Source organism: Paenibacillus sp. 2003 (assembly GCF_031455635.1).
Classification (GTDB): domain Bacteria; phylum Bacillota; class Bacilli; order Paenibacillales; family Paenibacillaceae; genus Paenibacillus; species Paenibacillus amylolyticus_B.
The window spans coordinates 129,471-143,336 of sequence record NZ_JAVDTB010000009.1 but is presented as its reverse complement, the minus strand read 5'-3'; the positions used below and the strand labels follow the sequence as shown (position 1 = coordinate 143,336).

Sequence of the window (13,866 nt, the reverse complement as noted above, 5' to 3'; positions counted from 1 at the left end):
CCGTCCGTTCTTTAATCCCATGAATAATGAATGAAGTTAACTTTGATAATCCACTGTGACACCACTCTGCTCGTATAAGGCAGCCGTCTCTTCATCCAAACGATTATCGCTGATAATGTAGTCCAGTTCCGAACACTGGGCAAAAGTTCGCAGTGCAAATTGTCCGAATTTATAATGATCCACAACGCCATATACTTGCTGCGAGGCAGATATCATTGCTTTTTTCAAAGGAACCAGATCTCCCGTGTATATGGATAATCCAAATTCAGGATGAAGGGCTGTCGTGGATATAAAGGCTTTATGAATGTTAAGACTGGATATAAATGCAGCCGTATCATCCCCAACCAACATATTCCGTACACGAGCCCCGCCAGGCACAACCAGTCGCACTTGCTCCTTTTTGGTCAACTCCGCAATAATGAACAGGTCATTGGTCACCACCGTCAGCGGTTGATTATCGAGACGTTTGGCCATCTCCAGCGTGGTGCTGCCACCATCGAGGGCAACGATATCTCCAGGTCGAATGTAAGCAAGGGCACGTTCAGCAATCTCCGTCTTCTCCGGATGATGTTTCTCGGTAACTCCGCGGCTATTCAAGATGCCATACTGGTCATTCTGAGCCAGCATAGCACCACCATGGACACGTACGAGCAGTCCCATACTCTCCAACTTGTCGAGATCCTCTCGCACTGTTTTCCCAGTCACCTGCAGCAACTCACTCAGATCACTGACGGTTACTTCCTGGCGCTCCAGCAGAGCCTCCATAATTTTTTCATGTCTTTTCAATGGATTCATCACAATCAACTTCCTATACCATCTGAGTCAAATGAATGAGTTTTAGCGTCTACCCTGTCAATTTAACTCAGACATCTGTAATTTATTATTTCAGGTCTTTCATGGCTACGCCGTCCATATCTTCGAACGTCTGATTCTCACCAGCCATCGCCCAACAGAACGTATAATTGCTTGTACCCACACCACTGTGAATGGACCAGCTTGGGGAAATGATCGCCTGGCGATCACGTACAACCAGATGGCGTGTTTCGTTTGGCTCACCCATCATATGGAATACTACACCGTCTTCAGGCAAGTTCCAGTACAAGTATACTTCGGAACGGCGGTTATGGGTATGTGCAGGCATCGTGTTCCACATGTTACCCTTGTCGAGTTCGGTAATACCCATCACCAACTGACAACTTTGAATTCCACCTTCTCCTTGGTGAATGTAACGATAGATCGTACGCTCATTGGAAGTTTCGATGCTGCCCAGATGATTCGGCTGAGCTTGTTCTTGTGTTGCTTTTACTGTTGGATAGGTGTGGTGAGCCGGTGTGGATACAAAATAGAATTGGGCAGGTTGAGCCTTGTCACTGCTCGTGAACACAACTTCCTTCACACCTCTACCGATGTAGAGACATTCCTTTGCTCCAATCTCATAACCTTGTCCGTCCGCTGTCACTGTTCCGTGTCCACCTACATTAATGATACCGATTTCACGACGCTCCAGGAAAAAGTTCGTTCCGATATCCTTCAGGTTCACTTCAAGGGTAATGTCCTTGCTCTCAGGTACAGCCGTTCCCACAATATAACGATCCACATGAGAATATACCGTTACCAATTCATCGGTTGCAAACAGTTGCTCCATCAAAAATTCCTCACGCAGGCGAGATGTATCATACGTTTTCACTTCATTGGGATGTGCAGCATAACGATTTTCCATTATTAATCCATTCCTTTCGTCATTTAAATTAGTTGGGATTGAGTTTGATAATGTTCATATAAGTTCATTTTAGTTCATTATGTATCTTTTGTGTACCTTTATTTTCGAAAAAGTGATTTATGTGATAATGAGATTAAGACTTTTTCCAAGTCTTATGTACTACTGTAATAAGAGAACCTTCCCCTCGATACCAGATTCAGCCGCTGCAATAGCCTGTTGTACATTCGTTAGTTCATACGTCGCCCCAATGTTTGCCATGACAAGCTTCCCTGCTCTGACCAGCTCCATCACCTCATGAAATACCTGTTCCCAGCGTTCTTGCGAACAGCGTTCCACCCAATGCTTTAACCAGAAAAGTTTCACATGAACTTGTGTTCCCTGGGTTACTTCATGCCATAACGGTGTGATCCCCGAAAGCAATCCTACGCTGATGACCGTACCATTTGGCTTAAGGCAACTGACCAACTGTTCCCCGTCTGTCCTTCCAATACAATCCACGGCTGCATCAGCACCGCACCCCTCTGTTAATTCTGCGATTCTATCCTGTAGCAACTCTTTCGTTGTATTGATAACAGAAACTGCTCCAAGACGATACAGTTCAGCAGTATGACGATCATCTCTCGTAAGCGCAAACAATTTAAATCCATAGATTTTTGAGATCTGTGCAAAGATTCGCCCGATTGCAGATCCCCCTGCATTCACAATCAGGGTATCACCATACGTAAGCTTAAGCACCTCTGTACAGATCAACCAAGCCGTAACCGGATTAATATAGAGCTGACTGGCTGATTGATCATCGATATCATTTGGCACAATAATCGTATGTCGCTCCATGGTCTTCACGACGTCCTGCCAAGTATTCTCACCTTTTAGCGGCAAGACGCGGCGCCCCAACATTTGATTGGATACTCCCGGCCCTACTGCTTCTACTATCCCCACACCCTCAAACCCGGGAACAGCTGGTAATCGGGTACGATGCGGGTAAGCTCCTCGAACAGGAATAATATCGGAGGGATTAATAGGCCGAGCATACATCCTCACTGCTAATTCACCGGGGCCTGGGGGTATCACATCTTTTTCTTCCATACATAACACTTCACTTGGTTCGCCAAAATGATAATAACGGATTACCCTAGCTTTCATTGGTACATCTCCTAAAATAATTTTGCTAAAATAGCTCTAGCTAAAATATTGAATATATTGACAATAGTATCAATGGTAAATTATTTCATCAACGACTTATTATGATATTTACAACTTTTTTTTCATAAAAATATGCGATAACTTCTACTAAAAAAAAAGAGCCCCACAACCTTGAATTCCAAGGTCGTGAAGCTCTTTCATCATATCAATTAATGTGCAACAGCATTGTTAAGCATGATCCAGATCGAACCAATTACGATGGTCATCATAATCAGCAATCCGAAAATAAGGGCCATCACATTCCAGCGTGGTTTCTCTGTTTCACGGATATGCATGAAGAAGAAGAGTTGAACCACAAACTGAAGTGCTGCTGTACCAAGAATCACAATGAGTGTTCCTGTTTTGCCCATCATGTCATTCAAAACCACCACAAGTGGAATGATTGTCAGTACGACGGACAGAATGAAGCCGATGACATAAGACTTCAGTGAGCCATGTTGTTCATGGCCGTGGGCATCATGTGAGTTGTGCTCTGCCATCTACATCACCCCCATGAGATAGACGATCGACAGGAGGAAGATCCATACGACGTCCAAGAAGTGCCAGTACAAGCTGATGACGTTGATCTTACCGCGAGTAACGTCGGTAATCCCACGTCTTTTCAGTTGGAACATGAGTCCGATCATCCAGATCAGACCAAGCGATACGTGAAGTCCGTGAGTACCCACGAGGGTGAAGAATGCACCAGAAGCTGCACTCGTCGTGTAACTAAAACCTTCGTGAACCATCTCAACAAACTCGTAAACCTCCAGGGCGATAAAGCTCGCACCCAGAACAGCTGTAACAATCAGCCAGTTAATCAATTGTTTCACTTTACCCTGGTTCATTGCCAGAACGGCAAGTCCGCTCGTAAATGAACTCGTGAGCAAGATAAATGTCTCGGCGATAACGCCAGGCATTTTGATCAGTTCGGACAAAATCGGTCCGCCCGCCGAATTGTCACGCAACACAATGAAGGTTGCGAACAATACGGAGAACAAGATAACGTCGGAAATCAGGAAGAACCAGAATCCGAGAATTTTCATTTCCTGTGGATCATGGTGGCCATGGTCATGACCATGCGCATGATTCTCACCGTGTTTAGCGGCTGCTTGAGCCATCTATACCGACCCCCTTAACGACGCTTCGGTACGCTTAATTTCGTCGACCGGAATGTAATAATCCGTATCGTAAGAGAATGAACGGGCGATCATACAGATGCCTACGCCAGCAAGTCCGAGAATCGCCATCCACAGCCAACCGAATACGAACCCAAAGCCGGCTACAAACCAGAAGACAGACATGATGAACGGAATCGAAGAATTCTTCGGCATATGAATTGGCTCATATACAGGCTCAGGCGGATGAATGCCTTTCGCACGACGTTCTTTCTCTTCCCACCACTCATCGATATCATCTCCGCGCGGTGTAACAGCGAAGTTATATTCAGGAGCTGGTGAAGGAATCGACCACTCGAGCGTACGACCATCCCATGGATCGCCGGAAGCTTTAAGTGTTTTGTATTTGCGAATACCGTCTGCAATTTGTGCAACTTGGAACAAGAATCCGACACCCATCAGGAATGCCCCGATTGTGGATACGAAGTTCAGTTCCCACCAGCCAGTATCCCAGCCGTATGTGCTCAGACGACGTGTCATACCCATCAGACCGACAGCGTACTGCGGCATGAAGCAGACATAGAAACCAATATTCCAAGTCCAGAATGCCCATTTGCCCAGTTTCTCTTCGAGTTGGAAACCGAACATTTTAGGCCACCAGTAATACAGACCAGCGAAGTATCCGAAGACAACGCCACCGATCAATACTTGGTGGAAGTGGGCAATCAGGAAGTAACTGTTGTGGAACTGGAAGTCAGCAGGAGCAACGGATAACAGAACGCCTGTCATACCCCCGACAATAAAGCACGGGATAAAGGCAAGTGTCCACATCATCGGAGTCGCCATGCGAATCCTTCCTCGATACATGGTAAACAGCCAGTTAAATATCTTAACCCCTGTTGGAATGGCAATCAACATCGTAGTTACGGCGAAGAATGCATTCACGTCCGCTCCTGAACCCATCGTGAAGAAGTGATGCGCCCATGTGAAGAAGGACAGGAAGCTGATAATTAACATTGCAAATACCATTGACTTGTAACCAAACAGTTTTTTCCGAGAGAAGGTACTTACAATCTCGGAGAACACACCGAATGCCGGCAAGACGACAATGTATACCTCAGGGTGACCCCACATCCAGATCAAGTTGATATACATCATTGGGTTACCGCCCAGATCAAGTGTGAAGAAATGCGCCCCGGCAAACCTGTCGAGGAATAACAATGCAAGTGTCACGGTCAAGATCGGGAAAGCAAACAAGATAATGATACAAGTGGAGAATACCGACCATGTGAACATCGGCATTTTCATCCATCTCATGCCTGGCGCACGCATTTTAATGATGGTAACCAGGAAGTTGATACCGGTAGCCAGGGAACCGATACCCGATATCTGTATACCCCATATATAGAAGTTCTGTCCGACCCCCGGACTGTGTGACAGCTCCGATAGAGGTGGATAACTCAGCCATCCCGCATCCGGTGAACCACCGATAACGAAGGACAGGTTAAACAGCATTGCTCCCAGGAAGAATAACCAGAAGCTCAATGCATTCAGAAACGGGAAGGCAACGTCCCTTGCTCCGATCTGTAATGGCACGATAACGTTAAATAAACCAAACATAAATGGCATCGCCATGAACAGGATCATGATCGTGCCGTGAGTTGTAAAGACCTGATTATAATGTTCAGGATGTAAGAAATCCATGTTAGGCATAGCCAGCTGCAGACGCATCATCAATGCATCCACACCACCACGGAACAACATGATAATGGAAGCAATGATATACATAATACCGATCTTTTTATGATCGACGGTAGTTAACCAGTTACGCCAGAGCCAGCCCCATTTTTTGAAATAAGTCAGCACCGTTACGATAGTTATCATCGTAATACCGATGGCCACGTCTGCTCCATAGATCAGCGGGTCGCCGGTTACGAAAAACTCCGATGCAAACTCTTTAAGTCTCTCTAACATTGGGGGCCTCCTTTCGAATCTTTAGTTAGCACTCTTGTCCTCATCTTGTTTGGACACATCGTTTGAATTCTGAATGGCTCCAGAAGCTTCACTTGAACTTCCATGCTTACTGTGAGCACTTTGACCATCTACAACATACTTGGTCACAATATTTTGGAACAATCCTTCTGGGAAGGCAGAATAATAAGCAACATTGCTTGTTCCTGGTTTAGCCAGTGCCTTGTAACCTTCTGCAGTCAATTCCTGGGAACTTTGTTTCACTTCAGTTACCCATTTGTCAAAATCTTCGTCCGATGTAGCATTCACATCAAAACGCATTTCTCCAAAATGCTCACCTGTGAAGTTAGCGCCTGAACCCCAGTACTTGCCTTCATGATCTGCTTGCAGATACAAGGTCATCGCCATACCCGACATCGTATAAATCTGTCCTCCAAGTTGCGGAATCCAGAATGAGTTCATCGGTGAATCCGCAGTGAGTTCAAATTTCACGGGCCGGTCTGCCGGAATATTCAGCGTGTTGACCGTTGCAATCCCTTGCTCAGGATACATAAACAACCATTTCCAATCCAGTGAAGACACTTGGATGGTAATTGGTGCTTTCTCGTGAGCCAACGGCTTCGAAGGCTCCAGATCATACGTGTAACGAATAGTAACAATGGCAAGCAGTCCAATAATAATAATTGGAACCGTCCACCAGATTGCCTCCGCCTTCGTACTATGAGACCAGTTAGGCTCATAAGCAGCTTTGTTATCCGGCTTGTCGCGGTAACGCCATACGATTACGGCAGACAAAATGAGTACTGGCACAATAATGACAGCACACAAAATTGTCGAGATGACAATCAAATCTCTCTGCGAAGCGCCAATTGGCCCCTTCGGATCCAGAACAACGTACTGTCCGCCTGCCAGCATTGGCCAGACAATCAATGCAATTGTAACCAACGTCAGGACAACCGGAATGATAATCCGGATTAGCGACCTAGGTTTCTTGTTCATTTTGATCCCCTCTCCTTAAATTCGCTCATACTGAAAAATCAGTATACTACTCTCTTCCTACTAAAGATATCAGAAATGAACAACTTTTTTGTTCTTGTTAACAAATTTGTCGATTTTACACCTTAAATGTGTGAATTTTTTCTCACAAATCGCTTGCATGGTTGATATTTGCACATAGTAATCTTTACACATCAAGTCACAAAATAAAACCCTTTGCAGTCCCGTTGAACAGTGTCAACGAATCCGCAAAGGGCTTTATTGACTGGATTCCGGGTACTCATCCAGTCTTATTATGAACGAATTAACGCAGGATTATAATCAATCGGCACCTTCGTCTTCCCGGCGTGTATGAACAAGGCCAATCGCTTTGGCAATAACGTAAATAAACACACTACCTACAAGGAATCCAATACCAACCATCAAGCCAAGATTACGATCATTAAAGTCGTTCAGATTGATCAGACACATGACCACTCCCGTAATGAGTGCGATCCATGCCAGAACTGTCATCGTCAAGACGGCGCGCCGCATATTTTTGTCTTTGCGCTCCAATTGGCTGACCATTGCTGTCTTCGATGCCATAGTAAACACTTCCTTTTCCCTTTTTGTAAGTGCTTTCCTTATACCAATATACCACATCAGTATGATTTTTAGTCAACAAATGTTCAAATTTTATTCGCAATTTGGACACTTTATTTTAATTTCAACTGTTGACAAAACATTATTCATTTCTTCCTTACTTCTTATAACCCAAAAAACGTCTCTTCATAACAGGAACTGCACTTGACCTTATGAAACCTTTATGAACTACTCATTTCCAACGGTAAAAATACAAAAAAAGACGGCGCATTGGAATACTCCAATGTTACCGTCTTTTTCATCTTCAATAAGGGAACCATATATAATGGCTTTTCCCTTAAAACTGCCACCTAAACTATTGGGGATTATGTTCGTTCCGTGTCTCCAACCAATTATTCTTGATGACGTTCTGATACCAGTAATAACTCTCCTTCGGTGTTCTCACGAGTGAACGATAGTCCACATGAACAAGACCAAAACGCATACGGTAGCCTTCTGCCCACTCGAAATTATCCATCAGTGACCATGCCATGTACCCTTTCAGGTTAATGCCGTCATTAATGATGCGGTGAATTTGAGCCAAATGCTGCTCATAATATGAAATCCGGCGATCATCGTTAATTTTTCCGTTCTCCAGGTCATCGTTGATGCAAGCACCATTCTCTGTGATATATACATCCACATTGCCGTATTTTTGCAAGTAATGCATAAATTCATACAAACCACGTGATTCCACGGGCCAGCCAATATCGGTTTTGGTGAGGCCCATATCAACTTCTTCCGATTGCAGAGCACCTGCCTCCGGATTGAAGCGATTAATCCCCATCGTGTAATAGTTAATGCCGAGCAGATCGATTGGTTGCGAGATAATCTCCATATCGCCTTCCTGAATTGGTACGGTAGCCCCCGCTTCTGCAAACCAATCCACCATAAACTGCGGATATGAACCTTTGTAGATTGGATCAAGGAACCAATCGGTATTAAGCGCAATCGATCGGTCACACGCAGCTTGGTCCTCAGGAGATTTGCTGTACGGCTCAGCCCAGCATACGTTCGGAGCAATACCGATCTGCCCAGTTGTACCCAAACGACGGAAGGATTGAACGGCTTTACCGTGAGCGACCAGCAATCCATGAGCAACATTGATTGATGTCTGCAGGTCTTTGTTTCCTGGCGCATGAATCCCGAGAAGGTTTGACAGGAACGCGATGCACCATGGTTCGTTGAATGTCAGCCAGAAGTTGATTTTGCCAGAGAATTCTTTGAAAATCACTTCGGCATATTTCACAAAAGCATCCACAGTTCTGTGGTTGCCCCAGCCTCCGTCATCCTCCAGCGTTTGCGGAAGATCCCAGTGATACAGTGTGAGGAACGGTTCAATTCCAGCCTCGATCAATGCATCCACGAAGCGGTGGTAAAAGTCCAGACCTTCCCGATTGATCTCCCCATCTCCGTCAGGAATAATACGCGGCCAGGCAATGGAGAACCGGTATGTATTAATCCCGAGTTTCTTCATCAGTTCGATGTCTTCCTCATACCGATGGTAACTATCACACGCGACATCTCCATTATCTCCGTTATATACTTTGCCAGGTGTGCGCGCAAACGTATCCCAGATGGATACCCCGCGTCCACCTTCCTGTGCCGCTCCTTCTATTTGATAGGAAGCTGTTGCTGTACCCCAGCGAAAATCTTGCGGAAATTTAAAAATGGTCATGGTTGGCTCCTCCGTCTCATGATGACACGCGGATCGTCTGTCCTGCGGTCATGGTTAAAATAATTACATAATCGCCCTGAGGCGTAAGCTCTGCCTTGACTTGTTCGTTTCCTTCCAAATGCAGCGGATAAGCACTGCGAAGGGTCAGCGACTCATTTCGATCTGCCTTAATAACCGCTGACACAAGCTTGTTGTCCGTCCACGTTATTGCTACCGTGTAACCACCTCTTGCACGAAGCCCTTCAATACGACCTTGAGTCCAGAGTTCAGGCAGTGCAGGCAGTAAATGTAACTCGTTCAAGTGGCTCTGCAATAACATCTCTGCGATTCCAGCCGTGCCTCCAAAATTACCATCGATCTGGAAAGGTGGATGGTCATCAAACAGATTCGGATGTGTGGACCGGGCCAGCAACGTGCGCACAAACTGATGTGCCTGGCTGCTATCCAGCAGTCGTGCATACAGATTGATCAACCATGCACAGCTCCATCCTGTATGCCCGCCACCTTGTGAGATACGACGTTCAAGCGATACCCGTGCTGCTTCTACCAATTCCGGTGTGTGCACTCGATTGATCTGCTCCCCTGGATACAGCCCATACAGATGGGAGACGTGACGATGCCCTGGTTCAGATTCAGCAAAATCTTTAAACCACTCCAGCAATTGTCCTTCGCTTCCAATTCGGAATGGATAGAGTTTCTCCAGAGCCTCACCCCACTCGCTCGCCAATGACTCATCTAGATTCAATTGCTTCGCGGCCTCAATACAGCGGCTGAACAGTTCACGAATTAACGTCATATCCATCGTTGAAGCCATGGATATACTGCGTGCCTCCCCAGCATCTGTGAGAAACTTGTTCTCTGGTGAAGTGGATGGAATCGTAACCAGATAACCATCGGGCCCTTCCACCAGCCAATCGAGACAGAACAAGGCAGCCTCTTTCATGATGGGATACGCACGTTCCTCAAGAAAACGCTGATCACTGGTAAATTGGTAATGCTCCCATAGATGCGAGGTCAACCAGATGCCGCCCATCGGCCAGAAAGCCCAGCTTGCATCTCCACCTGTCGGTGTAGAGGTTCTCCAGATATCCACGTTATGATGGGCAGTCCATCCACGGGCTCCATACAGAATCCGCGCCGTTCTGCGTCCTGTATCACTGAGATCGGTCAGCATATCAAACAGCGGCTCATGACATTCACTGAGATTGCAGACTTCTGCTGGCCAGTAATTCATTTCCGTGTTGATATTGATTGTGTAATCACTATGCCATGGCGGCTCTACCTGATGGTTCCATATTCCCTGCAGATTGGCAGGCTGGCTGCCCGGACGTGAACTAGCCATTAACAGATATCTTCCATATTGAAAATACAGTGCCTCCAGTCCAGGGTCTTGTTGCCCTGCCTGATAAGCCTGCAACCGCTCATCTGTAGGTAATTCGGCGTTAGCCGATACCCCTAGATCAATAGAGACTCTGTTAAACAACGCGCTATGATCCTGAATATGTCGTTTACGAAGCGCTTCTGCGCCATGTGTGGTCGCTTTGGAGATCATCTCCTTGCATTCCTCTTCCAATACAAGATGATCCTTCACAGGCAAAACATCATAACTTTCAAAGGCCGTAGCTGCTGCCAGATAAAACACAACCTGATCAGCACCCTGAATATGTAACTTGCCTTCCAGATTGGAGACCTTCACCTGATCGCCAGATGCCGTAAACGCTACACGGACAGCATATGCCGTCCCCCGATCCTCTTCATAGAGGACGGATTCCGGGTGATCCCTGAAGTAATTGGACTCCACATGACTTGGGCACTGACTGAACATGGTTAGAGCATCTCCCGAAGTCTCAACGCGATAAGGATGGGGACTGTCTAGCGTAACACTTACACTCACAGCGCCCTTCTGATCAGCAGTCAATGTGCAGACCATTAGATCATCCGAAGCACTGGAATACACTTCACGTACGTATTGAGTTCCTTCCAATGAGTAGGTTGTGGTTGCAATACCCGATTCCAGATCAAGCTCCCGTTCAAATGCATCATATGAAAGATCATCCAAACCCTCATGTTGCAATAGAAAATGACCCATCGGCTGGTAGGCCTCTACATCACGACCAAGCATTTCACGGTTCAACAAATCCTCAGCTTCACCATACTGCCCAGACATGATCAACTCTCGCGTTTGTTTCAAATACCGCTGACTGCTGTATTGAATCGTATCCCGTGGAAACCCTGACCATAATGTATCTTCATTGAGCTGAATTCGTTCATCTGCTGCGCCACCGTACACCATGCCTCCAAGACGGCCGTTTCCGATGGGCAATGCTTCTTCCCAGCGTTTTGCCGGTTGTCGATACCATAGACGATTGATTTTAGTTTGGTTATTGTGTTGAGACATGATTAGCTCCTGTTCCTAAATCAGCTGTATATTTCTTATGACATAAAACGTTTTCGGTAAGTGCTTACAATAATAAAATTATATGTGATTTCAAAATTTGCGTCAATGCAAATCATCACATCATTCCACAAAAAAAGGCCCCATATAGGGCCCTTTCCTTGAGTAACCATGGATCACAGACAATCCATATTATTTTACATCTTTTCCTGTCCACAGAGAGACACGTTCTTTAACCCAAACCGTAAATTGTTTCTCCATTTCAACTGCACCCGCTTTGTCCAAATCAGCCAGTAAAGCATCATAGGTTGCATCAAAGTTTGCTGGTGTAGTCAGAACAGCTTCCGGAATCCGTTTACGGATGATATCCTGCGTTTTCTGGAAAGTTACTTCATAATCTGTACCGGAAGGTACGGACATGTTATACGCTGCGCCCCAATCCTTAACTGGCAGATCTTCTTCAGCCGGATAAAACTCTTTCCAAGTCGTGATACCGTAAGCTTTCAGCGTTTCTTTCTCTGCAGCCGTGTAACCAGCTACAATCTGTTCAGGGAAGTTGGTTGTGTAGTAGTTATCCGTTGAATCTTTTACACCATCACCGTATCTTGCACTAAATACGTTGTACATCCCAATTCCTGTTTCCTTACTGAAATTAGAGTTGTCATTCGTTTTGCGGTCCTGAACGTCATCTGGAATCACGCGTTTACCATCTTCTACGTTGTAATGTTCACCTTCGATACCCCAGTTTCTCAGAACTTGTCCTTCATCGGAAGCAAGCCAATCCATGAATTTGATGATACGTACTGGATCTTTGGCCGAAGTTGTAATCCCGATGCCATAACCGTCAAATCCGGCTGGTTGGAACGTGTGATCCACAATCTCATCGTTAAGTGATACAGAGAAGTGAGCGTATGTGGCATCATCCTTACCCGATGATTTTAGCGCGTTCTCCGCTTCTTGATAGTTCCACTCTTGGTCAATCAGACCGAGGACACGGCCACTGGCAATTTTGGACTTGTATTGGTCATCCTTTTGAACAAATGCATCTTTGTCCAGTAGGCCTTCATTGTACATTTTATTCAACCAGCGGAAATATTCTCTTTCCTCTGGACGTTTGTAGTGCAGTTTTGCTTCATACGTTTCAGGGTCAATGTAATATTCACCATCATCCGGTGCACCTGTTGCCTGGAAAGCTGGATTCGTTACCGTGATCATGATCTTCCAATCATCTGCATTTAATGTCAATGGAATAGTTGGTTGACCATCAATGGTTGGATGTTTTTCATAATAGGCTCTGAGTACATTCTCGTAATCCTCAAGTGTCTTCACTTCAGGGTATCCGAGCTCTTTCAATACTCTTTGCTGAATTTCAAATCCACCTGTAGCGTCAAACGTAACATTATCGACACCCATATTGGTAGGAATCGTATATATCGCCTGATCTTCCAAACTGTATTTCAAACGGTTCATCTGTTCTCCATAGATTTTTTTCAGATTGGGAGCATGCTCCTCAATCAGATCCGTGAGATCCAGCATCGCGCCTGCATCCACAAGCTTAGATAAGTTACCTTTAGGGTAGATCATATCAGGAAAGTCACCACTGGCAGCCATTAGCGCAATCTTCTGGTTACCACCATCGTTTACATCATACTCTGCTTCAATTGTAACGCCTGTTTGCTCCGTGATCTTTTTACCAACAGCATCTTGCATCTTATTCCAGGTTGGACTAGCATCCGCCCCGAAGAATGTGACTGTGATCGGTTCGGTTCCGCTGGACTCCGAAGTCTCTTTGGTTCCCGAATTTCCGCAGCCAGCTGTAACCAACATTGCACTTGCGAGCATCAACATTGCAAACGTCTTGGGTGTATTGCCTTTCATTTTGCCTCTCATTGTCTAGTTCCCCCTATTATTTATGAAGGTTTTATCTGTATAACAGGCTTTATGCCTGAGGATACCACTTTTTTTGAATGCGCGTTCGGTACCGTTCATTCCGACGTGTTTACTAAAGCTGACGTTTCGATTCTGCAAAAAGAAAGATTCTTCTTCTAACAGACGTAAAACGTTTTCGGAAATGGAATAAACCGCTTACTGAAAGTGCTTACATGATAGATTATAGGCTATCCAACACCTTACGTCAACAATAAAAAAAGCCCTTTCTCAAGGGCTTTTTTCGCTATGAAAATCA

The 13,866-nt window shown here is 45.4% G+C and carries 11 protein-coding genes; all 11 read right to left on the bottom strand.

All coding sequences use genetic code 11. The features are described 5' to 3' along the window. Positions 1-36 precede the first annotated feature (36 nt). The 11 genes from J2X75_RS25865 to J2X75_RS25815 all read right to left on the bottom strand — a co-directional run bounded on the left by J2X75_RS25865 (position 37) and on the right by J2X75_RS25815 (position 13,571). Positions 37-795: a DeoR/GlpR family DNA-binding transcription regulator gene (locus J2X75_RS25865; protein ID WP_310341654.1), complete on the bottom strand. Its 759-nt coding sequence runs from the start codon at positions 793-795 to the stop codon at positions 37-39. 85 nt (positions 796-880) lie between these two features. Further along, entirely contained in the window at positions 881-1,720 is an 840-nt protein-coding gene (kduI, locus tag J2X75_RS25860) for a 5-dehydro-4-deoxy-D-glucuronate isomerase (RefSeq protein ID WP_036606918.1), read from the bottom strand. Positions 1,721-1,879: 159 nt separating this feature from the next. Further along, positions 1,880-2,863: a zinc-dependent alcohol dehydrogenase family protein gene (locus tag J2X75_RS25855; RefSeq protein WP_310341646.1), complete on the bottom strand. Its 984-nt coding sequence runs from the start codon at positions 2,861-2,863 to the stop codon at positions 1,880-1,882. Between the two features lie 209 nt (positions 2,864-3,072). After that, positions 3,073-3,402, bottom strand: a complete 330-nt coding sequence (gene cyoD, locus J2X75_RS25850; RefSeq protein ID WP_307542090.1) for a cytochrome o ubiquinol oxidase subunit IV — start codon at positions 3,400-3,402, stop codon at positions 3,073-3,075. Then, the gene (gene cyoC, locus J2X75_RS25845) at positions 3,403-4,023 is read right to left on the bottom strand and encodes a cytochrome o ubiquinol oxidase subunit III (RefSeq protein WP_310341640.1); all 621 of its coding nucleotides are present in this window, start codon (positions 4,021-4,023) and stop codon (positions 3,403-3,405) included. Then, positions 4,024-5,994 carry a cbb3-type cytochrome c oxidase subunit I gene (locus tag J2X75_RS25840; protein ID WP_124118137.1) on the bottom strand — a complete coding sequence of 657 codons (1,971 nt, stop codon included), beginning with the start codon at positions 5,992-5,994 and terminating at the stop codon, positions 4,024-4,026. It abuts the gene before it with no gap. A gap of 21 nt (positions 5,995-6,015) precedes the next feature. Next, positions 6,016-6,990, bottom strand: a complete 975-nt coding sequence (gene cyoA / locus J2X75_RS25835; RefSeq protein WP_310341635.1) for a ubiquinol oxidase subunit II — start codon at positions 6,988-6,990, stop codon at positions 6,016-6,018. A 318-nt stretch (positions 6,991-7,308) separates the two neighbouring features. Further along, positions 7,309-7,572 (bottom strand): hypothetical protein, encoded by a 264-nt coding sequence (locus J2X75_RS25830; protein WP_124118139.1) that lies wholly within the window; start codon positions 7,570-7,572, stop codon positions 7,309-7,311. Between the two features lie 352 nt (positions 7,573-7,924). Continuing rightward, a complete protein-coding gene (locus J2X75_RS25825) occupies positions 7,925-9,286 on the bottom strand; it encodes a GH1 family beta-glucosidase (protein WP_310341632.1) in 1,362 nt (453 codons plus the stop codon). A gap of 16 nt (positions 9,287-9,302) precedes the next feature. Continuing rightward, positions 9,303-11,684 (bottom strand): glycoside hydrolase family 95 protein, encoded by a 2,382-nt coding sequence (locus tag J2X75_RS25820; RefSeq protein WP_310341630.1) that lies wholly within the window; start codon positions 11,682-11,684, stop codon positions 9,303-9,305. 189 nt (positions 11,685-11,873) lie between these two features. Continuing rightward, a complete protein-coding gene (locus tag J2X75_RS25815; RefSeq protein WP_017692217.1) occupies positions 11,874-13,571 on the bottom strand; it encodes an ABC transporter substrate-binding protein in 1,698 nt (565 codons plus the stop codon). Positions 13,572-13,866: the final 295 nt, after the last annotated feature.

Coding starts and splice junctions, on each gene's coding strand:
- J2X75_RS25855 (WP_310341646.1), bottom strand. CDS start 2,863: ATGAAAGCTAGGGTAATCCGTTATTATCATTTTGGCGAACCAAGTGAA.
- kduI (WP_036606918.1), bottom strand. CDS start 1,720: ATGGAAAATCGTTATGCTGCACATCCCAATGAAGTGAAAACGTATGAT.
- J2X75_RS25820 (WP_310341630.1), bottom strand. CDS start 11,684: ATGTCTCAACACAATAACCAAACTAAAATCAATCGTCTATGGTATCGA.
- cyoA (WP_310341635.1), bottom strand. CDS start 6,990: ATGAACAAGAAACCTAGGTCGCTAATCCGGATTATCATTCCGGTTGTC.
- J2X75_RS25865 (WP_310341654.1), bottom strand. CDS start 795: ATGAATCCATTGAAAAGACATGAAAAAATTATGGAGGCTCTGCTGGAG.
- cyoD (WP_307542090.1), bottom strand. CDS start 3,402: ATGGCAGAGCACAACTCACATGATGCCCACGGCCATGAACAACATGGC.
- J2X75_RS25825 (WP_310341632.1), bottom strand. CDS start 9,286: ATGACCATTTTTAAATTTCCGCAAGATTTTCGCTGGGGTACAGCAACA.
- J2X75_RS25815 (WP_017692217.1), bottom strand. CDS start 13,571: ATGAGAGGCAAAATGAAAGGCAATACACCCAAGACGTTTGCAATGTTG.
- cyoC (WP_310341640.1), bottom strand. CDS start 4,023: ATGGCTCAAGCAGCCGCTAAACACGGTGAGAATCATGCGCATGGTCAT.
- J2X75_RS25840 (WP_124118137.1), bottom strand. CDS start 5,994: ATGTTAGAGAGACTTAAAGAGTTTGCATCGGAGTTTTTCGTAACCGGC.
- J2X75_RS25830 (WP_124118139.1), bottom strand. CDS start 7,572: ATGGCATCGAAGACAGCAATGGTCAGCCAATTGGAGCGCAAAGACAAA.